The organism is Polaromonas vacuolata (assembly GCF_012584515.1).
In the GTDB taxonomy this organism is placed as follows: domain Bacteria; phylum Pseudomonadota; class Gammaproteobacteria; order Burkholderiales; family Burkholderiaceae_C; genus Polaromonas; species Polaromonas vacuolata.
Genome location: NZ_CP051461.1, coordinates 1,287,330 through 1,311,279 on the forward strand (window position 1 = coordinate 1,287,330; position 23,950 = coordinate 1,311,279).

25 protein-coding genes are annotated in these 23,950 nt (G+C 53.1%); 17 read left to right on the forward strand and 8 right to left on the reverse strand.

Annotated elements, in window-relative coordinates:
- Window positions 1-2: 2 nt before the first annotated feature.
- The 4 genes from HC248_RS06020 to HC248_RS06035 all read left to right on the forward strand — a co-directional run bounded on the left by HC248_RS06020 (window position 3) and on the right by HC248_RS06035 (window position 3,616).
- The gene (locus HC248_RS06020; RefSeq protein WP_168921712.1) at window positions 3-890 is read left to right on the forward strand and encodes an ABC transporter permease; all 888 of its coding nucleotides are present in this window, start codon (window positions 3-5) and stop codon (window positions 888-890) included.
- Window positions 880-1,677 (forward strand): ABC transporter permease, encoded by a 798-nt coding sequence (locus HC248_RS06025; protein ID WP_168921713.1) that lies wholly within the window; start codon window positions 880-882, stop codon window positions 1,675-1,677. Before HC248_RS06020 ends, HC248_RS06025 begins: the two co-directional genes overlap by 11 nt.
- Window positions 1,678-1,695: 18 nt before the next feature.
- Window positions 1,696-2,718, forward strand: a complete 1,023-nt coding sequence (locus tag HC248_RS06030; protein WP_168921714.1) for an ABC transporter ATP-binding protein — start codon at window positions 1,696-1,698, stop codon at window positions 2,716-2,718.
- Window positions 2,719-2,797: 79 nt separating this feature from the next.
- Window positions 2,798-3,616: an alkaline phosphatase family protein gene (locus HC248_RS06035; protein ID WP_168921715.1), complete on the forward strand. Its 819-nt coding sequence runs from the start codon at window positions 2,798-2,800 to the stop codon at window positions 3,614-3,616.
- A 105-nt stretch (window positions 3,617-3,721) separates the two neighbouring features.
- On the opposite strand, the gene proX is transcribed toward HC248_RS06035, so the two are convergent.
- Together proX and HC248_RS06045 are read right to left on the reverse strand one after the other, a co-directional pair.
- Window positions 3,722-4,672: a glycine betaine/L-proline ABC transporter substrate-binding protein ProX gene (gene proX / locus HC248_RS06040; RefSeq protein WP_238342784.1), complete on the reverse strand. Its 951-nt coding sequence runs from the start codon at window positions 4,670-4,672 to the stop codon at window positions 3,722-3,724.
- 548 nt (window positions 4,673-5,220) lie between these two features.
- Complete coding sequence (locus HC248_RS06045; RefSeq protein WP_168921717.1) at window positions 5,221-6,288, reverse strand: inositol monophosphatase family protein; 1,068 nt, start codon at window positions 6,286-6,288, stop codon at window positions 5,221-5,223.
- 113 nt (window positions 6,289-6,401) lie between these two features.
- Here HC248_RS06045 and HC248_RS06050 point away from each other — a divergent pair, with 113 nt between their 5' ends.
- Together HC248_RS06050 and cysE are read left to right on the forward strand one after the other, a co-directional pair.
- Entirely contained in the window at window positions 6,402-7,172 is a 771-nt protein-coding gene (locus HC248_RS06050) for an RNA methyltransferase (RefSeq protein WP_168921718.1), read from the forward strand.
- Between the two features lie 8 nt (window positions 7,173-7,180).
- Window positions 7,181-7,960: a serine O-acetyltransferase gene (gene cysE / locus HC248_RS06055; protein WP_168921719.1), complete on the forward strand. Its 780-nt coding sequence runs from the start codon at window positions 7,181-7,183 to the stop codon at window positions 7,958-7,960.
- A gap of 62 nt (window positions 7,961-8,022) precedes the next feature.
- Here the strand turns inward: cysE and mog are convergent, their stop codons facing one another.
- Window positions 8,023-8,628, reverse strand: coding sequence for a molybdopterin adenylyltransferase (gene mog / locus HC248_RS06060; protein ID WP_168921720.1), 606 nt, complete (start codon window positions 8,626-8,628; stop codon window positions 8,023-8,025).
- On the reverse strand, window positions 8,625-9,224 hold the full coding sequence (gene yjgA, locus HC248_RS06065) for a ribosome biogenesis factor YjgA (RefSeq protein ID WP_238342739.1): 600 nt from the start codon (window positions 9,222-9,224) through the stop codon (window positions 8,625-8,627). The genes mog and yjgA overlap by 4 nt, the downstream gene beginning before the upstream one ends.
- A gap of 25 nt (window positions 9,225-9,249) precedes the next feature.
- Between yjgA and pmbA the strand changes: the two genes are divergently transcribed.
- The gene (gene pmbA, locus HC248_RS06070; RefSeq protein ID WP_168921722.1) at window positions 9,250-10,671 is read left to right on the forward strand and encodes a metalloprotease PmbA; all 1,422 of its coding nucleotides are present in this window, start codon (window positions 9,250-9,252) and stop codon (window positions 10,669-10,671) included.
- 69 nt (window positions 10,672-10,740) lie between these two features.
- Here the strand turns inward: pmbA and HC248_RS06075 are convergent, their stop codons facing one another.
- Both HC248_RS06075 and tsaE read right to left on the reverse strand, forming a co-directional pair.
- A complete protein-coding gene (locus HC248_RS06075) occupies window positions 10,741-12,165 on the reverse strand; it encodes an N-acetylmuramoyl-L-alanine amidase (protein WP_420371999.1) in 1,425 nt (474 codons plus the stop codon).
- Complete coding sequence (tsaE, locus tag HC248_RS06080; RefSeq protein ID WP_168921723.1) at window positions 12,162-12,659, reverse strand: tRNA (adenosine(37)-N6)-threonylcarbamoyltransferase complex ATPase subunit type 1 TsaE; 498 nt, start codon at window positions 12,657-12,659, stop codon at window positions 12,162-12,164. Before tsaE ends, HC248_RS06075 begins: the two co-directional genes overlap by 4 nt.
- A gap of 24 nt (window positions 12,660-12,683) precedes the next feature.
- Between tsaE and queG the strand changes: the two genes are divergently transcribed.
- A complete protein-coding gene (gene queG / locus HC248_RS06085; protein WP_168923702.1) occupies window positions 12,684-13,769 on the forward strand; it encodes a tRNA epoxyqueuosine(34) reductase QueG in 1,086 nt (361 codons plus the stop codon).
- 16 nt (window positions 13,770-13,785) lie between these two features.
- Here queG and HC248_RS06090 read toward each other — a convergent pair whose 3' ends face one another.
- A complete protein-coding gene (locus HC248_RS06090; protein WP_168921724.1) occupies window positions 13,786-14,691 on the reverse strand; it encodes an AEC family transporter in 906 nt (301 codons plus the stop codon).
- Window positions 14,692-14,897: 206 nt separating this feature from the next.
- On the opposite strand from HC248_RS06090, the gene HC248_RS06095 reads away from it, so the two are divergent.
- The gene (locus HC248_RS06095; RefSeq protein WP_238342785.1) at window positions 14,898-15,827 is read left to right on the forward strand and encodes a tripartite tricarboxylate transporter substrate binding protein BugE; all 930 of its coding nucleotides are present in this window, start codon (window positions 14,898-14,900) and stop codon (window positions 15,825-15,827) included.
- 114 nt (window positions 15,828-15,941) lie between these two features.
- The gene (xerD, locus tag HC248_RS06100) at window positions 15,942-16,844 is read left to right on the forward strand and encodes a site-specific tyrosine recombinase XerD (RefSeq protein ID WP_168921726.1); all 903 of its coding nucleotides are present in this window, start codon (window positions 15,942-15,944) and stop codon (window positions 16,842-16,844) included.
- Between the two features lie 50 nt (window positions 16,845-16,894).
- Here xerD and HC248_RS06105 read toward each other — a convergent pair whose 3' ends face one another.
- On the reverse strand, window positions 16,895-17,752 hold the full coding sequence (locus HC248_RS06105; protein ID WP_168921727.1) for a ferritin-like domain-containing protein: 858 nt from the start codon (window positions 17,750-17,752) through the stop codon (window positions 16,895-16,897).
- A gap of 96 nt (window positions 17,753-17,848) precedes the next feature.
- On the opposite strand from HC248_RS06105, the gene HC248_RS06110 reads away from it, so the two are divergent.
- The 7 genes from HC248_RS06110 (at window position 17,849) to HC248_RS06140 (ending at window position 23,904) form a co-directional block, all read left to right on the forward strand.
- Window positions 17,849-18,373, forward strand: a complete 525-nt coding sequence (locus HC248_RS06110; RefSeq protein WP_168921728.1) for a gamma carbonic anhydrase family protein — start codon at window positions 17,849-17,851, stop codon at window positions 18,371-18,373.
- 89 nt (window positions 18,374-18,462) lie between these two features.
- Window positions 18,463-19,431: an Hsp33 family molecular chaperone HslO gene (hslO, locus tag HC248_RS06115; RefSeq protein WP_168921729.1), complete on the forward strand. Its 969-nt coding sequence runs from the start codon at window positions 18,463-18,465 to the stop codon at window positions 19,429-19,431.
- A 9-nt stretch (window positions 19,432-19,440) separates the two neighbouring features.
- A complete protein-coding gene (locus HC248_RS06120; protein WP_168921730.1) occupies window positions 19,441-20,724 on the forward strand; it encodes a YbfB/YjiJ family MFS transporter in 1,284 nt (427 codons plus the stop codon).
- A 117-nt stretch (window positions 20,725-20,841) separates the two neighbouring features.
- Window positions 20,842-21,342 carry a hypothetical protein gene (locus tag HC248_RS06125; protein ID WP_168921731.1) on the forward strand — a complete coding sequence of 167 codons (501 nt, stop codon included), beginning with the start codon at window positions 20,842-20,844 and terminating at the stop codon, window positions 21,340-21,342.
- Window positions 21,339-22,625, forward strand: a complete 1,287-nt coding sequence (locus tag HC248_RS06130) for an Hsp70 family protein (RefSeq protein WP_238342740.1) — start codon at window positions 21,339-21,341, stop codon at window positions 22,623-22,625. Before HC248_RS06125 ends, HC248_RS06130 begins: the two co-directional genes overlap by 4 nt.
- Window positions 22,626-22,721: 96 nt before the next feature.
- Window positions 22,722-23,228, forward strand: coding sequence for a DUF2721 domain-containing protein (locus HC248_RS06135; protein WP_168921732.1), 507 nt, complete (start codon window positions 22,722-22,724; stop codon window positions 23,226-23,228).
- Window positions 23,229-23,283: 55 nt separating this feature from the next.
- Complete coding sequence (locus tag HC248_RS06140) at window positions 23,284-23,904, forward strand: isochorismatase family protein (RefSeq protein ID WP_168921733.1); 621 nt, start codon at window positions 23,284-23,286, stop codon at window positions 23,902-23,904.
- Window positions 23,905-23,950: the final 46 nt, after the last annotated feature.

Here is a 23,950-nt window from a genome sequence, read left to right on the forward strand (position 1 = left end):
GCGTGAATGTGATCAGTGCGACGGTGTTTGCGGACGCTGTGGTTTCAGTTAAAGCAAAGGGGCAGCGGTTTCGCCATTGGCGCGCCGTGTTGATACTGCTGCCATTTGTTTTACTGCTCACTGTGTTTTCTCTGGCGCCTAGCGCATGGCTAATTGTTAACAGTTTGAAAGTCGACGGCGACTGGTCGCTGGCAAACTTTTCTGATATTTTGGGTTCCGTTTTTTACCGCCAAGCCTTTGGCAATAGTTTGTGGATTTCAGTTTGTTCCAGCCTTGCTGGTTTGGCTTTGGCGCTGGTGACAGCTGCTAGCTTGCGCCGCGTTGACTGCACGCTGCGCGACATCACGGTTGCCTTTACCAATATGACGGCCAACTTAAGCGGCGTGCCGCTGGCTTTTGCTTTCATCATTGTTATGGGTACCAACGGCGCGGTGACACTGCTGCTGCGAAAAGCTGGATGGCTGGGTGGGTTTGATCTTTACTCGCAAACTGGCTTGATTCTTATCTACACGTATTTTCAAATTCCTTTGGCGTTGCTACTGCTTTATCCGGCGTTTGACGCACTAGAAGACGACTGGCAAGACTCTGCAGCCCTGTTGGGCGCGAGTCGAATGACTTACTGGCGCTGTGTTGGTCTGCCCGTATTAATGCCGGCTTTGTTAGGCACTTTTGTCTTGTTGCTGGCGAATGCCTTGGGTGCTTACGCCACGGCTTATGCGCTGATGTCGTCTAACTACAACTTGGTGACGATTCGAATTTCTAGTCTGGTGGTGGGTGATATTTCACTCGAACCCAATCTTGCCGCAGCGCTGTCTTTAATGCTCACTGCCATGCTGGTATTAGTGGTGTTGGTGAATCAATATTTGCTGGGGAAAAACCATGCAAAATAAGCCGCAAAAAAATCTAAACACTACGCAGCGCTATCACCGCTCAGTGGTTTTTACTTTTATGACGGTAATGATTTTTCCGGTGTTGGCAACGCTGCTGTATTCCTTGTCGCAGCGTTGGGGCGCAACTGTCTTGCCAGACAGTTTGACCTTTGATTGGTATTTGCAGCTTTGGCAAGATGCGCGTTTTCTGCATGCGTTTGGAAATTCTTTGCTCTTGGTACTAGGCACTTTGGTACTTTGCACAGTCGTGATTGTGCCGACAGCTTTTGTGGTGTTTTATTATTTTCCCAAGCTTGATCGGTGGATGAATATTCTTATCCTTATGCAGTTTGCCGTGCCGCCTGTGGTCTCGTCCGTAGGCTTATTACAACTTTATGCCGATGGCCCAATCCCTATGGTGGGCACGCCTTGGGTATTGGTGGGTTGCTATTTCACGATTGCTTTGCCGTTTATTTACCGTGCGCTGGCCACTGGTTTGCAAGGCTTGAATGTGCGGGACTTGATGGATGCTGCGCATTTGTTGGGCGCGAGTACACCGGCAGCTTTCTTGGCTATTATTTTGCCGAATATTCGTAAAGGTTTAATGGCTGCGCTGTTCTTGTCCATGTCATTTTTACTTGGTGAATTCGTGTTTGCCAACATGTTGGTAGGCAGTCGATTTGAAACTCTCAACGTTTATTTGTACTCGGTACGCGGCACCAGCGGACATTTCACCAGCGCTATTGTGATGAGTTACTTTTTGTTCACTTTGTTCGTGACATGGCTGGCCAGCCGTTTGAGTCGTTAGGTTTAAGGAGGATTTTAAATGGGTTTTCTTGAAGTCTCAGGCTTGGCTAAAAGTTATGGCCAAACACGCGTTTTCTCAAACATTAATTTAAATATTAAGGAAGGCGAGTTGGTGACTTTGCTCGGGCCCAGTGGCTGCGGTAAATCAACTTTGCTGCGCTGTATTGCCGGGCTGACAGATTTAGACCAAGGCAGTATTTCAGTCTTGGGCCAAGACATTACAAGCTTGGTGCCGCAAAAACGCGGTATCGGTATGGTGTTTCAGAGTTACGCGCTTTTCCCCAACTTAACGGTAGCGGGCAATATTGCTTTTGGTTTGAAGATGCAAGGCTTGCCGGCTCAAGAGTGCGAGCAGCGCGTGGCCGATGCAGTAGCACTAGTCGAGTTGCAAGGTCAGGAAAATAAACCTGTGCAGCAACTCTCCGGTGGTCAACGCCAACGTGTAGCGCTGGCGCGAGCTTTGGTCGTCAGACCGCGTATTTTGCTGCTCGACGAGCCGCTCTCGGCGTTGGACGCACGGATACGAAAAAACTTGCAAGAGGAAATTCGACGGATTCAATTACAACTCAAACTGACCACTATCTTTGTCACCCACGACCAAGAAGAAGCCATGCTTTTATCTGACCGGATTTTTTTAATGCATGGTGGCCACATCGTGCAACACGGCAGTGCTGAGTCCGTCTATACCCGTCCGGCCAGCGCTTTTGTTGCGGGTTTCATGGGCAGCTATAACCTTTTAGGTGTTAGCCAAAGCCGCGCATTGTTAGGCCTTGAAATCAAAGGCCAACTGGCGATACGACCAGAGTCGATTTATCTAGTCCGTTCGGGTCAACTTGGTTTGCCAGAGCTCGGTCAGCAATATCCGGCGACGGTGCGGCATCACCAATTGCTGGGTAATGTGATTCGCTATCACCTCGACGTAGAAGGCAGTAGCGAGCGCTTGATGGTCGATGAGCTAAACCGTAGTTCAGCTTATTTATTGCCTGCTGGCGCAGCAGTTTCATTGCAGTTCAACAGGCAAGAGTTGCAAGAAGTTCAATGATGAAATTGACGACTTCAATCAGTGCTGAAAATTAAATTGTCTATCGGCAACACAGCTTCACAAAAGGGAAAAATTGAGAATGAATCAAAGCGCGCAAAACAAAGTTATTTTGGTCTTGATTGATGGTCTGGCTTGGCAGACGGCCCACGACGGTATGGGTTTTTTGCAAGGACTTTGCGAGGCGGGGCGGGCCACGCTTTATAAACTCAATTGCGCATTGCCTTCCATGTCTAGGCCGCTTTATGAATGTGTGCTGACCGGTGCTGCGCCGGTTGATAGCGGCATTGTTCACAACAATGTGAGTCGCTTATCGAATCAACAAAGTATTTTTCATCTGGCGCGCGATGCGGGTTTAAGCACAGCGGCTGCGGCCTACCACTGGGTGAGTGAGTTATATAACCGCAGTCCTTACGAAGCCCAGCGCGACCGTTTTACTAATGACCAGAATTTACCGATTCAACACGGTATGTTTTATCACGTCGATGACTACCCAGATTCTCATTTGCTGTTAGATGCAGAAACTTTGCGGTTACGCCATGACCCAGACTTTTTATTAATTCACCCTATGAATACAGACGACACTGGTCACCGCTTTGGCTACGACAGTCCGCAGTACCGAAACTCTGGGCGGCGTATAGATGGCTTGCTGTCTATGCTGCTACCGACTTGGATGGCGGCCGGATACCAAATCATAGTCACCAGTGATCACGGTATGAATAATGACAAAAGCCATGGCGGTGTTTTGCCAGAAGAACGGCAAGTGCCGCTGTTTACTATTGGAGACGGCTTTTCACACGAGAAAGCTGTGCCCTTAGAACAAACGCAAATTTGCGGCATCGTCGCCGACTTACTCGGCATACAGCATCAAAAAGCTAGGCAAGCAACTTTACTGGCATAAAAAAAAGACGCTGCCTTTTGCATATTGCAATTGGCAGCGTCTTTTTTAAGACGTGGCGATTAACGGAGTTAATCGCTAAGACTTTTACGTTTTACGTTTTACTTTTTACTTTTTACCAGCCAGCATGGCTTGTGCAATCCAGCCGTCAAAAGTGGCTTGGTGGGCTTTGATCCAACCATTGGTGTGGCGTTCGATGTCGGCAGCTTTGTTCTCGCCATCATTCATGCGTGAGTTCTGAGCGTTCACGTCAGCCACTGGCAATTGCATGATTTCAAAAAGTTTGCCGGCAGCTGGATTTGCCTCTACGAATTTTTTGTTGGCAATAATTTGCTGCTTGTTAATCACGAAACCATAGTTCTTTCCGTTTGGCAGTTTGGTGTCGAGTTTAGATTGCTCGCCTGGCAGTGAGCTAAATGGCACTTCGAGCCACACCACGTCAATACCGGGGCGCATCACAGTGCTAACCCAGTACGGAGTCCAGGTGTAGTACAGAACCGGCTTGCCGGCTTTAAAGCGGCTGATGGTGTCTGCAATGATGGCTGCGTAGCTGCCCTGATTATGGGTAACAGTTGCGCGCAGTTTGTAGGCGGTGAGCTGATGCTCGATAACCGCTTCACAGCCCCAGCCTGGGTTGCATCCAGATAAGTTGGCCTTGCCGTCACCGTTGGAGTCAAACAACTTGGCGATCTTCGGATCGGCGAGTTGGCTGATGTTGGTGATTTTGTATTTGTCGGCAGTTTTCTTGTCGATCAAATAACCCTGTGCTGCGTTGGCAACATAAGTGCCAGTGCGCGAGATTTTCTCTGCACCGCCAGCGCTGGTGTAAAAATCAGCGTGCAGTGGATTCCAGTGGTCCGCCATGAAAGTAGCGTCGCCGTTAGCAATCGCAATATGCGCTGCAGCGTAGTCGATTTCCTTAATGCCTTCGACCTTATAGCCTAGCTTGCGCAGTGCTTTAGACACCAGCAAGGTTTGAAATGTTTCTTCTGCAATCGGTGTTTGCAGTGGGCTGACGGTTACGCCTTTGCCTGGCAGTGTTGCGGCCGATGCCATCATGCCTAGGCTTAATAGTCCGCTTACCAATAGGCTTCGAGTTAGGGTTTTTACACTTGTCTTCATTGGTTTAAATCCTTGATGAATGAGAAAAAAATGGGTGTGATGACATTCGCTGTTCTGGCTTTTATGGAAGCCGTCGCAATATGTTTTTTAGTTTGTCGCTAGCAGCGCGGCTGCGCCGGACTTGAGTCTGGGATTCTTGACAAGCTGCCGGCTGTTTTAACAGCGGCGCTGCAATGTGCAGTTTCTTGCACAGTGGTTGAAACACGCCGCGAAGTTCGCTGGGTTTTGACTATTGTTAACTTTTTTGCAAGCCGCAAGTCTATCAATGTGTAACTTGTAAGTCAACAGTAATCTTTATTGCTGCTTCTTTGTTACTTTGTCTTACAGCGCATTTGTAGAGAGCCTCACGGCTAGTCTTTTCGGCTTTTAAAGCTTTTTATAAATATTTTTTGGCGCTTTTTTTGCGTTTACCAACCGCTTAGCAGTCCCTCAAAATCTTCTAAATCGTTTTGATCATTGAGACAAAAAATGAGGGACTGATATTTTTAAAACGGTGCAGCGGGAATTACTGGCTTTGCATTGTTTGCATCATCAGCATCGGTCGATGATTCTGTGATCGGTGCATCAGTTGGAGTTGCTACAACAGGTGCGGCAACAGGCTTAGCACCGGCTTTTATGCGTGTCGACTTGAGCGTGGTCTTGGTCGCTGGTGCTGCTTGAACGGCATTTGTCGCGACGTCGCCATCGGATTTTTCTTGTGCTTGCTCGTTCGCTGCAATACGCACTTTTGCTTTATCGCCAGCATCTGCAAACTTACTGTATTTGCCCAATGTGCTAATCATTTGACCGTAGATGCGCGGGTTGCCGGCTACGCATTCGCCTTGGTGTAAAAATTCGCTTTGACCGGTGAAGTTGCCGACCAAGCCACCCGCTTCTGTGACCAGTAATGAGCCGGCGGCTACGTCCCATGGTTGTAGGCCGGCTTCAAAAAAGCCGTCGCTAAAACCAGCTGCCACATAGGCCAAATCTAAAGCGGCTGCGCCCGGGCGACGCACGCCAGCGCATTGACCAATGATTTCGCCCAACATGTTGAGATGGCTTTTGAGCTTATCGCCCGGACGGTACGGAAAGCCGGTGGAGATCAAGCATTCCTGCATGCGGGTGCGCTTGGCGACGCGAATGCGTCTGTCATTCATGTAAGCACCGCGGCCACGTGTGGCGCAGAAAATATCGTTACGGGTCGGGTCATAGACCACGGCTTGCTCTACCTTGCCTTTGTAGGCCATTGCAATGCTGACGCAGTAAACCGGAAAGCCGTGTATGAAATTGGTGGTGCCGTCCAGCGGATCGATGATCCAGACAAAGTCTGAATCTTGCGCGCCATGCTCGCTGCCCGACTCTTCGGCAAGAATACCGTGAGTAGGAAAGGCGGTGGTGAGGATTTCTATGATCGCCGCTTCGGCAGCTTGGTCGACCTCGGTGACGAAATCATTGGTCTGCTTGACCGAGACGCGCACGGCCTCAACATCAAGGGCTGCGCGGTTGATGATGGCGCCGGCGGCGCGTGCAGCCTTGATGGCCACGTTGAGCATGGGGTGTAGATTGCTGGACATAAATTTTTAAAACAGGAGCAAAGTAGGCCGCACGATCACGGTTGAATCTTCGCATTTTCTCACGAATCTTAGACTTGCCGACTTCTGCCATTAAGCAAGTGACAATCAAGCCCATGAAAACCCGTTTTGTATTGATCAATACCAGCCACGCCGGCAATGTAGGCGCTACTGCGCGCGCCATGAAGGTCATGGGCTTTGACGACTTGGTGCTGGTCGCGCCGCGCTGGCCCAACGTTTTGCGGCGTGAGGAAACCATTCAGCGGGCCAGTGGTGCGCTGGATATTTTAAAAAATGCACGCATTGTCGAAACCTTAGATGAAGCACTGGACGGTATGACGCATCTGTGTGCGACTGCCATGACGCCGCGCGATTTTGGTCCGCCCACTTTGTCACCACGAGAACACTTTAAGCAGCTTTTAAACGCTGCGCCTGCGGCTGCGCCGCCACCCGAGGGCGTGGCATTTTTGTTTGGTTGTGAGCGTTTTGGTATGAGTAATGAAGATGTTTACCGTTGCCATGCGGCGCTCTGCATTCCGACTGACCCGCATTTCAGCTCACTCAATTTAGCCGCTGCCGTGCAGTTGATTGCCTACGATTGGCGCGAAGCTTTGGGTGGTTACCCAGCGCCTGTCGCGAATGCTGAGCGTGGTTTGGCCGATGCGGCTCAAATCGCTGGCATGTTGGGTCATTGGGAGCAAGCGCTGACGGCAACTGGTTTTCTCGACCCCGCTGCACCTAAAAAACTCATGCCGCGGTTAAACCAATTATTTAACCGTGCAAATTTAAGCACAGAAGAAATTCACATCTTGCGCGGTATCGCCAAGGCCATGCAACACAACATGCCAAGCCAGCCTGCTCTAGCAGTGCCGGCGGCTCAGCAGTAGACTTATTTATGTTTTCTAGAATCCGTTCCGACATTCAATGCATTCTCGACCGCGACCCGGCCGCCCGCACCAGCTGGGAAGTACTCACTTGCTACCCCGGCCTGCATGCGGTGGTGATGCACCGCCGCGCCCACTGGTGCTGGAATAACGGCTTTAAATGGCTGGGTCGGTTTATCTCGCAGTTCACGCGCTTTTTTACCGGTATCGAAATTCATCCCGGCGCTGTCATTGGTGAACGGGTTTTTTTCGACCATGCTATGGGCGTTGTGGTTGGCGAGACCGCTGAAGTTGGTGATGACTGCACGATTTACCAAGGCGTCACGCTGGGCGGCACCTCGCTCTACAAAGGCTCTAAGCGGCACCCGACATTGGGCCGCGGTGTAGTCGTCGGTGCAGGCGCCCAAGTACTGGGTGGTTTTGCGGTGGGTGACGGTGCACGTATTGGCTCTAACGCGGTGGTGGTTAAACCGGTGCCAGCGGGGGCGACGGCGGTGGGAAACCCGGCCCGCATTATTCAGGCCGATACTGACGTGCGGCGCGAGGAAGCCGCCAGCCAGATGGGTTTTTCTGCCTACGGCGTGACCCAAAACGATGACCCGGTATCTCAAGCCATGCGCGGCTTGATAGACAACGCGGCGGCGCAAGAAAAGCAAGTTGCGTTGCTGTGGGCGGCGATTGAAATCTTGTCTGACTCTGCGGCCGAGATTCGCAAGAAATGCGTGCCGGCGGATGCGGCACGCAAGCAGACTTTTGCAGCCGATAAGCTCAACGAGTTAATCGGAAAATAATTAATATCAGTGCGGCAGACCGACGCATGAGTCGGCTTGCAGTTTAAAGTTGTTGGTTGGTTTTATGCCGGCTGAACTCGCCGCGCTGATTTAGGCCTAAAGGCCGTGCAGACCTCGTCCCGGGTCTCTAGGTAAGGCCCGCCTATCAAGTCAATGCAATACGGCACGGCGGCAAAAATACCGTTGACTAGCTGCGTTCCTTGCGCATCTTTTAAGCCTTCTAGCGTTTCTGCAATTGCCTTGGGTTGACCGGGTAGGTTGATGATCAAGCTTTTGTCCCGTAGCACAGCACATTGACGCGAGAGTATGGCGGTGGGCACAAACTGCAAGCTAATCTGGCGCATTTGCTCGCCAAACCCCGGCATGTCTCGGTGCGCCACCGCCTGAGTTGCCTCAGGCGTGACGTCACGCAGAGACGGGCCAGTACCGCCTGTGGTCAGCACCAACGAGCAGCCAGCGTCAACCAAGGCTATCAAAGCGGCACTGATGCCGTCCTGCTCGTCGGGGATCAAGCGCTCATCAAAACTGATCGGGTTGAGCAGAGCGCGTGTGAGCCAGTCTTTCAAGGCCGGCAGGCCTTGATCGACATACACCCCAGCAGAGGCCCGGTCGCTGACCGAGACTATGCCGATGCGGACCGCCTCATAGCGGACGGTGTCCTGACTCACTCTTGGCTTTCCTGGTTAGCGTTTTTCATGGTCTCTTTGACCAGTTGAAATACTTCGCGATAAGCCTTACCGTGACGCGGCGCTTCGCCTGGATTCTCAGGTTTGTAGTCTTTGCGGGTTTGCCGAATCAGCGCACGCAATTGTTGTGAGTCGGTCGCCGGGTAGGCGGTTAGCCAGTCCTGCAAGGCCAAGTCATCGGCCACCAGCTTGTCACGCCACTGCTCAGCTAAATGCAAAGCTAGCGTGAGCTGGGCAGAGCCGTTTAGCTGTTCATCTATGGCTTCGCGAATTGGATCACAGTCAAGCGGGCGCATTAGCTTGCCGATGAACTGCATCTGCCTGCGTCTGCCCTCGAAGTTAGTGATTTTTTTGGCGCTGGCGATAGCGTCACGTAATTTGTCAGGCAAGTCTAGGCGCGCCATTAAATCGGCGCGCAGGGTCAGCAGGGCTTCACCTAATGCCTGTTTTTCATCAGCTTCGGCTTTGAGCTGGGTTTTACTGGGCGGACCGACCTCTTCGGCAGCGATTTCTTCGGGTTTGACGAATCGGCCGTTGGACCAGTAGCCTTTGATAGCCTTGGGAGTCTTATTGTTCATAGCAGTCAGTATCATAGCTACCCATATGACCACAAAGACATCCCACAATACTTCTTCTCGCAAATCAATCGCTCCAGCCACCGCTATGCCTGAAAAAGGTTTTAGTTATAGCCGTGGTTTTTTTGAGGATCTGGTTGACAGCGCGATTGCACATGCCACCAAGCTAGGCGCTACCGATGCGGCAGCTGAGGCTTCTGAGGGCTGCGGTCTGTCCGTCAGTGTGCGCAAGGGCGAGCTAGAAAATGTTGAGCGTAACCGTGACAAGTCATTAGGCATAACGGTCTATGTCGGTAAAAAACGCGGTAACGCGGCAACCAGTGACTTTTCCCAAGGCGCCATTGAGCGCACGGTGCAGGCAGCTTTCGATATCGCGCGCTTTACCGCGGAAGATAAATTTGCTGGTTTGCCGGCAGCCCGCGACATTGCCAAGACGCACCCGGATTTGGATTTATTCCATCCTTGGTCAATTAATTCAGAAGATGCAGCACTGCTAGCACTGCGCTGCGAAGCTGCCGCCTTATCCACCTCGCGCCGCATCACGAATAGCGAAGGTGCTGGCGTATCAGCCCAGCAAAGCCATTTCTTTAGCGCCCATACAGCGGGTTTTCGCGGCGGCTATGCGAGCTCTAGGCACAGCATGTCAGTTGCACCGATCGCGTCTTCGCCCGGCAAAAAAGGTGATATGCAGCGCGATGCTTGGTATAGCTCTATGCGGGATGCGGCCGATCTGGCCAGCCCAGAGAGCGTCGGTCGCTACGCGGCTGAACGTGCACTCTCGCGTTTGAAAAGTCGCAAAATCAAGACCTGCCACTGCCCGGTTCTGTTTGAGTCGCCGCTAGCCGCAGGCCTTTTAGGCGGCTTTGTGCAGGCCATTAGCGGCGGTGCGCTTTATCGCAAGAGCACTTTTTTATTAGACAGTTTAGGTAAACCAGTTTTCCCCGATCACATTGACATCAGCGAAGATCCTTTCACGGCAAAAGGCAAAGGCAGCTCACCGTTTGATAGTGAGGGCGTTAAGGTCAAGGCGCGTCAAGTCGTCGATGCCGGCATAGTCCAAGGTTATTTTTTAAGCACTTACACAGCCCGCAAACTAGGCATGCGCACCACCGGCAATGCCGGCGGATCGCACAACTTAGTGATGAGCAGCCGTCAAACCGCCGCCGAAGATGATCTCGACGAAATGCTGCGCAAGCTAGGCACGGGTTTGTTCGTGACCGAGTTAATGGGCCAAGGCGTCAACTACGTGACGGGCGACTACTCGCGTGGCGCTTCCGGCTTTTGGGTAGAAAAAGGTGAGATCGCTTTCCCGGTCGAAGAAATCACCATTGCCGGAAACCTCAAAGACATGTTGATGGACATTCAAGCCGTGGGCTCAGATGTTTACAACTACGGTGCTAAATCTGTGGGGTCAATTTTGCTAAAGCGTATGAAAATTGCGGGGAGTTGAGCGCCAATAGTTAATCACTCAGCGATTTTTCAGTTTTGAAGAGTTGCTGATTTTTTGGACTCTTTAGCCTCAAACCACCCGACTCCTCGCCATAGGCGGATTACGCGCAAAGTACAGCTTAATGCCGCGCATCAAAGCATCAGCCAACTGCACTTGATAAGCTTCGCTGCGCAGTTTGGCTTCTTCGTCTGGGTTGCTGATGAAGGCTGTCTCGACTAACACGCTAGGAATATCGGGGGCTTTAAGCACTGCAAAACCGGCTTGTTCTACTTGGGCCTTGTGCAGCTTGCCGACGTTTCCAATCTCGCCCAGCATGGCGTTGCCTAGGCGCATGCTGTCGCGTATTTGTGCAGAGGTACTCATGTCCAGCATGGCTTTTTGGACTTGCTCATCTTTGGCTTGTACGTTGAGTCCGCCAACTGAATCAGCTGAATTTTCTTTGTTCGCCATCCAGCGCGCGGCGCTGCTTGATGCGCCTTTGTCGCTGAGTGCAAAAACGCTTGCGCCTTGCGGTCTGGCGGTGAAAAAGGCGTCTGCGTGAATGCTGACAAATAAATCGGCTTGAACTCGGCGGGCTTTTTGCACGCGTTGACCGAGTGGCACAAAAAAATCTGCGTCACGGGTTAGGAAGGCGCGCATATTTGGTTGCAGATTGATGCGGTCGCGTAGTCTTAGGGCAATTTGCAGCACCACATCTTTTTCTTGCGTGCCGCCCGGACCGATTGCGCCTGGGTCTTCGCCGCCATGTCCTGGGTCTAATGCCACGATGACTAAGCGGTCAGTTTTACTTGCAGCTTGGCTTGCAGTTAGTGGCTCTGCTGGTGTCTTGGTAATCGCTATTAGAGGTGCTAGAGGTGCCGCGATTGGTGCTGGCAACAGCGCCGGGCTTTTACCCGAGTGCTTAGCCATTAATTCATCGAGCATGTCGATGGGCGCTTTTCTTGCGGCCGATGCGGCGGCAACTGGTGCGGTTTGGGCTGGCTGGCTTTGCGCCAAATGCGCAGCAATCAACACATCTAGCGGATCCGGCGCTTGGGCTGGGTAGAGGTCTAACACCAACCTGTATTGATAACTTGCGACCGGTGTAAGAGTGAAGACCTGGGGCAATATGGCTTGCTTGAGATCAATCACTAGGCGCACCACGCCGGGTGAATTTTGACCTACCCGCATGCCCAAAATATTTGGATCGTCCGGTTTGACTTTGGCGACCAATTCTCGCAGCGCTGGTATCAAGTCTATGCCTTCCATATCAACTGCTAGGCGCGGTGGGTCGGCTAGAAAAAACTGGCGTGGCTTGATTTCGACGTCGGACTCAATCGTCAGTCGGGTGTATTCTTTTGACGGCCATGCGCGCACGGCGACTATCGATGCGCCATAGGCCAGATGTTGAGTGCCCAGCATCAACACCAGCGCACTTGAGCGCGCCAACAACTCGCGCCGGCTGAGTCGCTTGCCTGGGATTGGATTTGTCAGCGAATCTTGCATGCGCTTCATGACAGCAACGCTTGGCCGGTTGCGGTCAGGGCGCTTAAGGTCACGCTTCTCGATTCGTCATCATTGGTTTGGATTTTGATTTGCATGTCTGCGCGGGGTAAGTAAGGGCCCGCATTTTCAGGCCACTCTACCAGTTTGAGTCCGGTGCTGGCGAATATCTCGCGAAAGCCGGCGTCTTCCCATTCGTCTGGGTCGTTAAAACGGTAAAAATCAAAGTGCCAGATGTTTAAATCACGGCCACTGCTGATGCTCTCTAGCGAATAAGGCTCGACCACCGCATAGGTTGGACTTTTGATGCGGCCTTGCACCCCTAAAGCCTTGAGCAGATAGCGTACAAAGGTGGTTTTGCCCGCGCCTAAGTCACCGTGTAATTCCAGCATGGCTTGGCCTAATACGGGCTTGAGTGCCAGAGACTGCGCAAAGGCTTCGCAACCGGTTTCATCCGGCCACACAATAGTTTTTACAATCAGCGGGTGGTCCATATCAGTCATCATCTCAATTATCAGTTGGTCAGCCAAATTCAGCTCTGGGGGCGTGAGCTTGGATTTTCTCAAATCGGTATTGCCGATGTCGATTTGTCTTCCGCCGAATCCGGATTATCAGCTTGGTTAGAAGCGGGCTTTCATGGCGAGATGAATTACATGGCCGCGCATGGACTCAAACGTGCAAGGCCGGCTGAACTAGTGCCCGGTACTGTCAGCGTGATCACTGCGCGCATGAATTATCTTCCAGCGTCCACAGACACAGACGCCGGCCAGTGGCAGGCCACGGAATTAAATCGCTTGCAAAAACCGCAAGAAGCGATTGTCTCTGTTTATGCACGCGGGCGGGACTATCACAAGATTATGCGTAAGCGTTTGCAAAAACTGTCTGAGCGTATTGCACTCGAAGTCGGGCCGCTGGGTCACCGCGCTTTTACTGATTCTGCCCCGGTGTTAGAGGCTGAGTTAGCGTCCCGCAGCGGTCAGGGCTGGCGCGGTAAACACACGCTAATCCTCAATCGTGAGGCGGGGTCTATGTTTTTCCTTGGTGAGATTTATCTCGACTTGGCTTTGCCTGCGAGTGCGCCTGTCACGCCGCATTGCGGCAGTTGCACTTCTTGCATAGACATTTGCCCGACACAGGCGATCGTTGCGCCGTATCGGCTCGATGCACGGCGTTGCATCTCTTACCTCACTATCGAACATAGTGGCCCGATTCCACTGGACTTGCGCGCACTCATTGGCAACCGAATTTATGGCTGCGATGACTGCCAATTGGTTTGCCCGTGGAATAAGTTTGCAAAGCGCAGTGCTTTGCCTGATTTTGATGAACGCAAAGGTTTGAGTGGTCAGCAATTAATCAGTTTGTGGAGTTGGAGTGAAGCGGATTTTTTGCGTTTTACTGAAGGCAGCGCAATTCGCCGCATAGGCCATGAGCGCTGGCTGCGCAACATCGCTTTGGCCATGGGTAATGCCTTGCGCTCACTGAGTTTGCAAGCCCAAGATGAGGCGGTAGCGACGGCGATCAGAGCCTTGCGTCAAGCCCTAGCGCAACAGACGGCGCACGCTAGCGGCGTGGTTCAAGAGCAGGTGGCTTGGTCGCTGGCGCAGTCATCGCTTTAGTCTTAGCATAGGCCTGTCACCCCAGCAATGACAAGGCAAACGGCAAACTGAGTAGACCTAGTAGCGTCGATAAGGTGACCAGACCAGCGACATAGCCGCCGTTGTAGCCCATGCGCGCTGCTAGCACATAGGCGCTTGAAGACGTTGGCATGGCAGAAAACGCTAGCAATATGCTGGCCTGAGGCAGAGTTAGTTCAAATATTTTTGACAGTCCTAGGGCTACTAGCGGTATAAAAAAGTGGCGTATGGATAGCAACGAGACGCTCAGACTTTTGCTGCGCGCCATATCACCAAACTGCATGCCTGCACCGGCCGCCATCAGGCCTAATGCCAACGCCGCTGCGCCTATGCGCGAGACGGCCGGCTCTAACCAAGGCGTTATTGAAAAGCCCAGCAGATTGGCCAGCAGTCCCGAGAGGGTCGCAATGATTAAGGGATTGCGCACGAGCTCACGCATAAATCCACGCTCACCATTTTTAGCCATAGGCCACACCGCCGCAATATTAAACATCGGTACGCAGACGCCCATTAACACCGCCATCATGAGTAAACCTTGGCTACCAGCTAAGCGCTCCGACAAAGCCAAGGCGATAAATGAGTTAAAGCGAAACCCCACTTGGGCGCCAGCTGCATGATCGCGCTTATCGATGTGTTTACCCAGCCAAGGCAGGTAAGGCAGGCTGTAGGCCATGGCAATGCCGCAAAGCCCCGTCAGCAAACCCGCACCGATCAAGTTGGAGGTGGCCACGAAGTCGAATGGACTTTTGACGATTGAGTGAAACAGCAGCACCGGGAAAAGTAAGAAATAAACCAGGCTGTCTACCTGCTGCCAAACGCTACGGTCTAGCGCGCTATAACGGCAAACTAGGAAGCCGCAGGTGATGAGGGCGAAGTCGGAAAAAAGAAGTTGCAGGTAATTCACCCGCTAGAGATTAACCTCAATTTATAAGCGGGCTAAGAATTTACGCCGGTCTCAGCAAAACAGTCTGCGCCAGCTGGCGTTACGAGTAATATCGGTTTGCTTTTTTTTTAATTTTGTCCACCGAGAACTTCTAGATGAAAAATTTCTACCTGCGTGCAGTCTTGCCAGCTTTTGCCACCATCACGTCCCTTGGTGCTGTGGCGCTGATGCTGTCTGCGATGCCTGCGCTTGCTCAGACCTACCCGAGCAAACCGGTCAAGCTAGTCGTGCCGTTTGCACCGGGCGGCACCACTGATATTGTGGCCCGCGTGATCTCTGAGCCACTTGGCCGAGCGCTGGGTCAGCCAGTTATTGTGGACAACCGCGCTGGCGGCGGCGGCATTGTGGGCGCTACCGAGACCTCGCGCGCTAATCCCGATGGCTACTCTCTGGGTATGGCGACTGTGTCGACGGTGGCCGCCAATCCAGCCATTAATCCGCGTATGCCGTACAACTCTTTGACGGATTTCACGCCCATCATCAACATTGCAGCTACGCCCAACATCATCGCGGTTCACCCGAGTTTTCCGGCGCGTAACTACAAAGAGTTTGTCGCAGAGTTAAAGCGCCATCCGGGCAAATATTCTTATTCCTCGTCGGGCACTGGCGGCATTGGTCACTTGCAAATGGAGCTTTACAAAAATTTGACCGGAACCTTTCTGACCCATATTCCTTACCGCGGCGCCGGCCCAGCGCTTAACGATACCGTGGGGGGTCAAGTCAATATGATTTTTGACAACCTGCCGTCGACATTACCTTTTATCAAGCAAAAGTTACTCATTCCAATCGTCGTGGCTGCGCCTGAGCGCTTAGCAGCTTTACCTGATGTCCCAACCTTTAAAGAAGTTGGTTTGGAGCCGGTCAACCGAATGGCTTTCTACGGCATTGTTGGCCCCAAAGGTTTGCCCAAAGATGTGGTGGAAAAAATCGCTGCTGGCGTGAAGAAGTCGCTGCTAGATCCGGTGATTCGAAAGCGCATTGAAGACACCGGCTCGCTGGTGATTGGCAACACACCAGAGCAGTTTGCGGTGCAGATAAAGGCCGAGTACGAGGTGTATAAAAAAGTCGTTGAGACGGCCAAGCTCAAGCTCGAGTAAGCCAACAGCGTCGACCTAGGTCGACGTTTATTGGTGCAGTAAGCGCATCACTGGTACAAATTTCTCGCAGTGAACGAGACGATTTAGCAAAGTTTTTTTTGTTATGGTTACGCCATGAACACAAACAGCCAAGCCAGCATAGACCGCTTTATAGACGCGCTGTGGCTGGAAGACGGCTTATCCAAAAACACTCTCGAAGCCTATCGCCGTGACCTCGCCATGTATGCCTTGTGGCTAGGGCTTGAGGCGCAGGGAGAAAAAGCGCTGGACCAGACTGAGCAAGCTCATTTGAGCGCTTATTTTTCTAGCCGCCACGACGTGACCAAGGCCACCTCTGCGAATCGCAGATTAACTGTTTTTAAACGCTATTTTCGTTGGGCTTTGCGGGAAGGTTTGCTGCTGGTCGACCCGACGTTAAAACTGCTCTCGGCGCGTCAGGCTTTGCGTGTGCCCCATTTGATGAGTGAGAACCAGGTCGATGCCTTGCTCGCCGCGCCTAGCGACACCAGTACCTTGGGGCAGCGGGACCGGGCGATGTTAGAGCTGATGTATGCCAGCGGTCTGCGCGTGAGCGAGTTAATTGCGCTCAAAACCTTTCACGTCAGCCAAAACGACGGCGTGCTGCGTGTGACCGGCAAGGGCAGCAAGGAAAGACTGGTGCCGTTCGGGCAAGTCGCGCGCGAGGCCTTAGTGCTGTATCTGGCCGAGTCCAGGCCGGTAATTTTAGGCGGTCAGCAGACTGAAGACTTGTTTGTCACGCAGCGCGGCTGTGCCATGAGCCGGGTCATGTTTTGGATGATAGTGAAAAAGTACGCGCTGCAAGCGGGTATTCATTCACCGCTCTCGCCGCACACTTTGCGCCACGCGTTTGCGACGCATTTGCTCAATCACGGCGCTGATTTGCGGGCGGTGCAGTTGCTGCTCGGTCATGCAGATATTTCAACCACCACGATTTATACCCACGTGGCGCGGGAGCGGCTCAAGGCTTTGCACGCCGAGCATCACCCCAGAGGCTAAACAGCGCGGGCAATTTTTAGCGGTGTTGGCGTGGAGTTATTTAAGTGGCGTCAAGTTGTCACAAGGTTGGGGCTGGCAGCATGCAAACTCAGCAGTGCCAGCTCAGCCTCGTCAAAGCCAGCGTGGCGACGCGCCTCTAAGTTGAGCGGGCCGCGCATGCGTGGCGCGCCATATTGCAGCGCTAACGCCGCATAAGTGGCTATCGGCTCAAGTTCACGCTGATCGCACAGCACACGGTACCAGTGGTTGCCAATCGCGACATGGGTTATTTCATCTCTCAAAATAATGTCGAGAATCTCGACCGCCCGCAGTGCATGGGGTGTGGCGACTTTGCGCAACTTGGCCTGCATAGGCGGTGTGGCGTCAAGTCCGCGGGCTTCTAGCGTGCGCGGTACCAGCGCCATACGCGCCAGTACATCGGCGCTGGTTTTGTCCGTCATATCCCATAAACCGGTGTGGGCGGCGAAGTCGCCGTAGTCATGCTTCATGGTTTGTAGCAGCGCGCGCAGCAAGCTAAAGTGCTGCGCTTCTTCAGCCGCGACTTGCAGCCAGTCTAGGTAATAAGCGCTGGGCATGCCGCCAAAGCGCCAGACTGCGTCTAGCGCTAGGTTGATGGCGTTGAACTCTATGTGCGTGACAGCATGCAGCAAAGCCGCCAAGCCTTCGGGCGTGAAGGGTGAGCGCTTAGGTACATCGAGATGCGAATGCAGCTCTGGTCGCTCTGGGCAGCCGGGCAGGCTGCCAGCCGATAGCTGGTCGGTATTGAGTTCTGCATACGGGTCAACTAGCAGGCTGGCGCGATTCGCGTGCAGGGCCAGTGTGGCATTAACTTTGGCGGTCGGATCGGTCAGCAGCAGGGCAGCCAATGCGAGCGCTCTGAGCTCTGGCGGTGAGGACTTGGTATTCATGTGATGATTGTCCTCTGATTGAACAGAAGGGCTTGAGCGGTGCTACTTACAATCAACGTAAAGTACTTACTCAATCTGCATGACCCGAGGACTGCCATGGCGACCTATCAACTTGAGACATTTATTCCCAGTATTGACGCATCCGCATGGATTGCTGAGAGCGCCCAAGTGATTGGCAAGGTCAGCTTGGCCGAGAACACCAGCGTTTGGTTTGGCGCTGTGCTGCGCGGCGATATGGATCTCATCAGCATTGGCCGCAACTCTAATATTCAAGACGGCAGCGTTTTGCACACCGACAGCGGTATGCCTTTGACGCTAGGCGAGGGTGTGACGGTCGGCCACCAGGTGATGCTGCACGGCTGCAGCATAGGCGATAACTCCTTGATTGGAATCGGCGCAATAGTGCTTAACGGCGCGAAGATTGGTAAAAATTGTCTGGTCGGCGCGGGCTCTTTGGTGACAGAGGGGAAAGAGTTTCCCGATGGCAGCATGATCTTTGGCAGTCCGGCAAAAGCCGTGCGTCAACTCACGCCCGAGCAGATAGAGGGTTTAAAAATGAGCGCTAGCCACTATGTAGCCAATGCCAACCGCTATAAGCGCGGTCTCAAGAAGCTGGGTTAACGCCATGTTAGCGCCATGGTTTGCTGGTGCTTTAGCCATCAGACCCAGTCTTTATCTGTTTAATTTTTTTGTTTAATTTTTAGTCCCTTATGTCCGAACTCCATAAATTTCTTTTTGACGGCCTGCCTGTGCGCGGCATGCTGGTGCGCCTGACCGGCTCTTGGCAGGAAGTTCTCAAACGCCGTGAAACTTCCGGTGGCTACCCCGTCGAAGTCACCCATTTACTCGGCGAAATGACGGCTGCCGCCACCTTGATGCAGGCCAGTATTAACTTTAACGGCGCGCTGGTGCTGCAAATATTTGGCGATGGCCCGCTCAAGCTAGCGGTGGCCGAAGTCCAAGCTGATTTAAGCTTGCGCGCCACGGCCACGGTGACGGGTGATATACCCAGCGACAGCACACTCAGCGAGCTAGTTAATGTCAATAACAAGGGCCGCTGCGCCATCACGCTAGACCCTAAAGATAAGTTTCCAGGTCAACAGGCCTATCAAGGGGTTGTGCCCTTGTTTGGTGACGAGCATGAAAAAATCGAAAAGCTATCCGAGGTGCTAGAGCACTACATGCTTCAGAGCGAGCAGTTGGACACCAAGCTGATACTCGCGGCCGACGGAAATATGGCGGCGGGTCTTTTGATTCAGCGCCTGCCGGTGACGGGCAAAGGAAATTTGGAAGGCCAGCGCGACAGCCAAGCCAATGAAGACCAGATTGGCGAGAACGAGGATTACAAACGCATCGCCATGCTGGCTTCTACGCTCAAGCGAGAAGAATTGCTCACGCTGGATGCAGACTTGATTTTGCGCCGCCTGTTTTGGGAAGAGCCGCACACCCGTTTCGAGCCTTTGGCACCTAGCTTTTCTTGCAGCTGCTCACGCGAGCGGGTCGAAGGTATGTTGCTCAGCTTAGGTGCTGAAGAGGTCGAAAGCATCATCGAAGAAAAAGGCTTTGTTGATGTGACCTGCGAGTTTTGCGGCTCTAGGTATGAGTTCGATCCTATCGATTCAGCGCAAATTTTTACCCACCCCGTCAGTCAGCTTCCCCCTAACGACACCGTTCAGTAAAGCCCTTCTATGACTGCCCAGGCCACATCCCCAACGCCATCTACCGCACCCGCCAGTGCTTTTGCCATTGCTATGGCGGGTCTGCTGGCTTTGGCCACAGCCATGGGGATTGGCCGTTTTGCCTTCACCCCTTTGCTGCCCATGATGCTGGCCGATGGAGTGATAGACCTGCACAGCGCCAGCTGGCTGGCCAGTGCCAATTACTTGGGTTATCTGGTGGGCGCATTAATGTGCACTTTCCAGCCTTGGCTTTGGCGGCGGTTGCCGTTTATATCGGCTATGCCATTTGTGCCGGCTAACTGGGTTTGTGCTGGTTTGGCGGCCACAACTTTGCTCACGCTGGGCATGTCTATGCACCTGCCTGTACTCTGGCCTTTGCTGCGTTTTGCCGCCGGTGTGGCCAGCTCGCTGGTGTTTGTTTATGGCTCGGGCTGGTGTTTGGGACAACTCGCACTGCGCCACCGCAGCCCACTAGGCGGAGTAATGTTTGCCGGGCCGGGCGTGGGTATTGCGCTCAGCGGTTTGATGGCCAGCGGCATGGTGGCCCTGCATATGAGCGCAGCCTTGGGCTGGTTTGTTTTGGCAGTGCTGGCGGCAACCCTCAGCGCGATCGTCTGGCCGACTTTTAAGGCCAAGCAACTTAGCGTGCCGCCTTTGTCAACAGCCTCACCTAGCGGTCAGCCGGTAGCGACGGTTTCAGCTGGTCGCAATCAAGTGTTGCTGCTGGCACTGGCTTACGGTATTGCCGGTTTTGGCTACATCATCACCGCCACTTTTTTGCCGGTGATAGCGCGCCAAGCCCTGCCTGGCTCGGCCTATCTGGATTTGTTTTGGCCGCTGTTTGGCTTTGGCATCATTGTTGGCGCGCTGCTGGCTAGCCGCATGCCGGCTGGCAAAGACTTGCGTTACTTGCTGGCGGCTTGTTATTTTGTTCAAGCCTTGGGCATAGCGGTGAGTATTGTGCTGCCCACATTGGGCGGCTTCGCTCTGGGTAGCTTGCTGCTGGGCATACCGTTTACTGCGATCACATTTTTTGCCATGCAAGAAGTGCGCAGGTTGCGTCCGATTAACCCAGCTAGCTACATCGGCCTACTCACCGCCATCTACGGTTTGGGTCAGATCGCCGGCCCGCCACTGGTGGCGCAGTTGCTAAAGCGCAGTGACTCACTGGGCGCGGGTTTTACCGTTTCTCTAGAAATTGCCGCCGCCACTTTGATTGCCGGCGCGATTCTTTATGTGTGGATGGCCAAAACTTATCCCATGCCGGCTAAGAATGCGCGAGCCACTGGCTAGCCGGCTGACTTGGTCCGTGTGGACGGGGAAGCGCTTCTAACAATTGATTAGAATCTTCCCTCCGCCAAAATTTAGATTTCCTGACTTGGCCTGCCAAAGCCTTACCCGAGCCACCCATTGCTAGAGACCAACTCCCCACCAGACCTTCACGCCAGTAGCACTAAAGAGCCACGCTTGTGGTGCGACGACGGTTGGACCGCCAAGGTTTTGAAGAACGAAGACGATGACGGTTGGGCGGTTGCCATGACGCAAAACGGTCAGGCCGAGCCAGCGCTAATTGGCCCCTGGACCATGGGTCGGGACAAGAAAAATCCCAAACCCTTGGACGTCAATGCTTTTCACACTTTGGTCAAAACCGCGAGCGAGTTTGTGCTCCGTCAGCAGCAGCAGCAGCACGCTGCCTTGCACCAAAGCATAGAGGTCACGGCGAATACTGAGCGTGTCACGGTCAAGCTCGACATAGTCCCAGATGAGGATAACCCGCAAGCTGTGCTGAGTGCGTTTGATGCGTCTGGCGAGCCCTTGGCGAGTCTTAGCGTGTCACCGGCTTTTAAATTAAGCCGTGCCAGCGCCACCGCTTGGGTAGAAGGCGGCTTTGTCAAGCCGGTGCAGCGATGAGCGAGTCCGGTATGGCCGCCAAAGCTTGCGGTATTGACTTCGGCACTTCAAACTCCACAGCCGGTTGGATGGGGCCTGGCAGTAGCGCCGGCACTTCACTATTGCTGCCGCTCGAAGGCGATAAGCTGACCCTGCCTTCGGTGATTTTTTTCAATGCCGAGGACGCGCAAGCTAGCTTTGGCCGCGCTGCGATGGCCAACTACTTGGCAGGTAATGAGGGCCGCATGATGCGATCTCTGAAAAGCTTGCTGGGCACTGCCATGATGGACGAGCACACCGAAGTCGCTGGCAGACCGCTGGCTTTTCGGGATTTATTAGCTAGTTTTATTGGCGAACTCAAGCACCGCGCTGAGGTTTCTGCCGGGCGTGAATTCACCTCCGCAGTGTTAGGTCGACCGGTATTTTTTGTTGACGACGACGCCAAAGCCGACCAGCGCGCACAAGACACTTTGCAGGAAGTAGCAACCCAAGCTGGCTTGAAGGAAATTGCTTTTCAGTACGAACCGATTGCCGCAGCTTTCGATTACGAAGCGACTTTGTCGCGAGAGGAATTGGTATTGGTTGTCGACATAGGTGGTGGAACATCTGACTTCACCTTGATTCGTCTGTCTCCCGAGCGTGCCAAAAGTAGCGATAGAAAAAGCGATATTTTGTCTAACGGCGGCGTCCATATTGGCGGTACCGATTTTGACCGCGCACTCAGCTTGGCTTGCGTGATGCCGTCCTTTGGCTTGGGCGGTCTGCTAAAGACTGGCTTGCAAGTGCCCTCGGCGCAATACTTCAATTTGGCAACTTGGCACACCATCAATATGGCCTATACCCGAAAGGCCAGCGCGCAGATTGATAATTTGTACCGCGAAGCGAGTGACAAACCGGCGCTTGAACGTTTACGCAGTTTGGTAAGCCAGCGCGAAGGCCATTGGCTAGCACTGCAGGTTGAAGAAGCCAAAATTGAGTTGTCGGATGCGCCAAGCAGTCAAATCAATATGGGCCGCATTGAGTCTGGCCAAATGTTGGCGCTAGAGCGCGATCAGCTCGATCGTGCGATTTCGCCTCTGGTGTTAATGGTCGAGCAGACCGTCAGCCGCTTGTTACTCGACGCCGGTGTCACAGCACAAGCGATAGACACGGTATTTTTTACCGGTGGTTCCAGCGGCGTGCCGCTGTTGCGCCAGAAAATACTCGCGCTCGCACCCGGCGCGCGCAGCGTAGAGGGCGATTTGTTTGGCAGTATTGGTACCGGTTTGGCGCTAGACGCAGTGCGAAAATTCGGTCACGCCTAAAGCTTTGGCGAGCAGTAATACTTTTTTGCCAGCGTCCCGCGATTTCACTGAGCGTGAGAAGATAACTGTCTAGCCACTCATGATTGACTATTCAATATGAACTTTGCACCCGATTTGGCAACCGTCACTCACGGCATTCAACTGGCCGTGGCGCCGGTTTTTTTACTCACCGCTGTCTCTGGCCTGATTGCGGCTGTCGCCGGGCGTTTGGCGCGCATCATTGACCGCGCAAGAGCGCTCGAGACGCGGCTTGAAGATGGCCATGTCGAAACCAGCAAAGCCGTCAAAATGTATGCCGAACTCAAAGCCCTGCGCAAACGCGGTTGGCTGGTCAATAACTGCTTGGCGCTGCTGACTTTTTGCGCCATGTTTATTGGCTTGACCATCATCTTGCTGTTCCTCGGCGAGACGGCTGAATTTCAGATACCCAGAATCGCCACGATTAGCTTTTTGTCCGGTGTTGCCTGCTTTATATCTGCGCTAGTTTGCTTTTTAGCCGAAACTATTTTGGCCACCCGCTTACTTCGCTTTGCCCGCATGCCGGACCTGTCGGCGATTTCTGCAGCAGAAGAATCCCGTCGCACGCGCGACAAAATTCTTTAGATCTCTGCCAGCTACCAGCTGGGAATTTAATTTTTTAATTTGAAGGAAAACAACTATGTTGCTAGACGCAGATGACGCTCAACTTGTATTGGTCGATTACCAAGTTCGCTTAATGCCGGTTATTTTTGAAAACCAGCTAGTCATTGCCAACGCTGTGCGCTTGGCACAAATGGCAAAAATCATGCAAGTGCCGGTCTGGGCCAGTGTTCAAACGCCGGATAAGCTTGGCTACAACGTGCCAGAACTTGACGCTGCAATTAAGGCCGCAGGCGGTAGCACCTTAGAGAAAATGTACTTTAGCGCAGCCGACGATTTGATTGACTTGCTGCGTCCGCCAGTGCGCAAAGCACCCATGGGCGGCAATGCGCGCAGTCTTCCAAAGCATATGCAAAAGCCAGCAGAACCAGAAGAAGAGGGCCGTAGCACCATCATCATCGCTGGTTGCGAAGCCCATGTTTGCTTAATGCAGACAGCACTGGAATTACTCGAGCAAGAGTTCGATGTTTGGGTGGTAACAGACGCTTGTAGTTCGCGCAGCGAACGCAACCGCGATGCCGCTTTTGATCGACTGGCCGGTAACGGTGCCGAGCTGGTCACTACGGAGATGGTGGCTTTTGAGTGGCTGCGTTCAGCCGAGCATCCGGCCTTTAAAGAAGTGCACAAGCTGATTAAATAAGGTCTAGGTCTAAGTTGGCTGCAAAAGATATTTTTTTGTCGTGGCT

What these genes read in the sequence shown, in the direction of transcription:
- HC248_RS06025 (WP_168921713.1), top strand. Translation starts at nt 880, where the DNA reads ATGCAAAATAAGCCGCAAAAAAATCTAAACACTACGCAGCGCTATCAC.
- HC248_RS06030 (WP_168921714.1), top strand. Translation starts at nt 1,696, where the DNA reads ATGGGTTTTCTTGAAGTCTCAGGCTTGGCTAAAAGTTATGGCCAAACA.
- HC248_RS06035 (WP_168921715.1), top strand. Translation starts at nt 2,798, where the DNA reads ATGAATCAAAGCGCGCAAAACAAAGTTATTTTGGTCTTGATTGATGGT.
- proX (WP_238342784.1), bottom strand. Translation starts at nt 4,672, where the DNA reads ATGATGGCATCGGCCGCAACACTGCCAGGCAAAGGCGTAACCGTCAGC.
- HC248_RS06045 (WP_168921717.1), bottom strand. Translation starts at nt 6,288, where the DNA reads ATGTCCAGCAATCTACACCCCATGCTCAACGTGGCCATCAAGGCTGCA.
- HC248_RS06050 (WP_168921718.1), top strand. Translation starts at nt 6,402, where the DNA reads ATGAAAACCCGTTTTGTATTGATCAATACCAGCCACGCCGGCAATGTA.
- cysE (WP_168921719.1), top strand. Translation starts at nt 7,181, where the DNA reads ATGTTTTCTAGAATCCGTTCCGACATTCAATGCATTCTCGACCGCGAC.
- yjgA (WP_238342739.1), bottom strand. Translation starts at nt 9,224, where the DNA reads ATGAACAATAAGACTCCCAAGGCTATCAAAGGCTACTGGTCCAACGGC.
- pmbA (WP_168921722.1), top strand. Translation starts at nt 9,250, where the DNA reads ATGACCACAAAGACATCCCACAATACTTCTTCTCGCAAATCAATCGCT.
- HC248_RS06075 (WP_420371999.1), bottom strand. Translation starts at nt 12,165, where the DNA reads ATGAAGCGCATGCAAGATTCGCTGACAAATCCAATCCCAGGCAAGCGA.
- tsaE (WP_168921723.1), bottom strand. Translation starts at nt 12,659, where the DNA reads ATGATGACTGATATGGACCACCCGCTGATTGTAAAAACTATTGTGTGG.
- HC248_RS06095 (WP_238342785.1), top strand. Translation starts at nt 14,898, where the DNA reads ATGCTGTCTGCGATGCCTGCGCTTGCTCAGACCTACCCGAGCAAACCG.
- xerD (WP_168921726.1), top strand. Translation starts at nt 15,942, where the DNA reads ATGAACACAAACAGCCAAGCCAGCATAGACCGCTTTATAGACGCGCTG.
- HC248_RS06105 (WP_168921727.1), bottom strand. Translation starts at nt 17,752, where the DNA reads ATGAATACCAAGTCCTCACCGCCAGAGCTCAGAGCGCTCGCATTGGCT.
- HC248_RS06110 (WP_168921728.1), top strand. Translation starts at nt 17,849, where the DNA reads ATGGCGACCTATCAACTTGAGACATTTATTCCCAGTATTGACGCATCC.
- hslO (WP_168921729.1), top strand. Translation starts at nt 18,463, where the DNA reads ATGTCCGAACTCCATAAATTTCTTTTTGACGGCCTGCCTGTGCGCGGC.
- HC248_RS06120 (WP_168921730.1), top strand. Translation starts at nt 19,441, where the DNA reads ATGACTGCCCAGGCCACATCCCCAACGCCATCTACCGCACCCGCCAGT.
- HC248_RS06130 (WP_238342740.1), top strand. Translation starts at nt 21,339, where the DNA reads ATGAGCGAGTCCGGTATGGCCGCCAAAGCTTGCGGTATTGACTTCGGC.
- HC248_RS06135 (WP_168921732.1), top strand. Translation starts at nt 22,722, where the DNA reads ATGAACTTTGCACCCGATTTGGCAACCGTCACTCACGGCATTCAACTG.
- HC248_RS06140 (WP_168921733.1), top strand. Translation starts at nt 23,284, where the DNA reads ATGTTGCTAGACGCAGATGACGCTCAACTTGTATTGGTCGATTACCAA.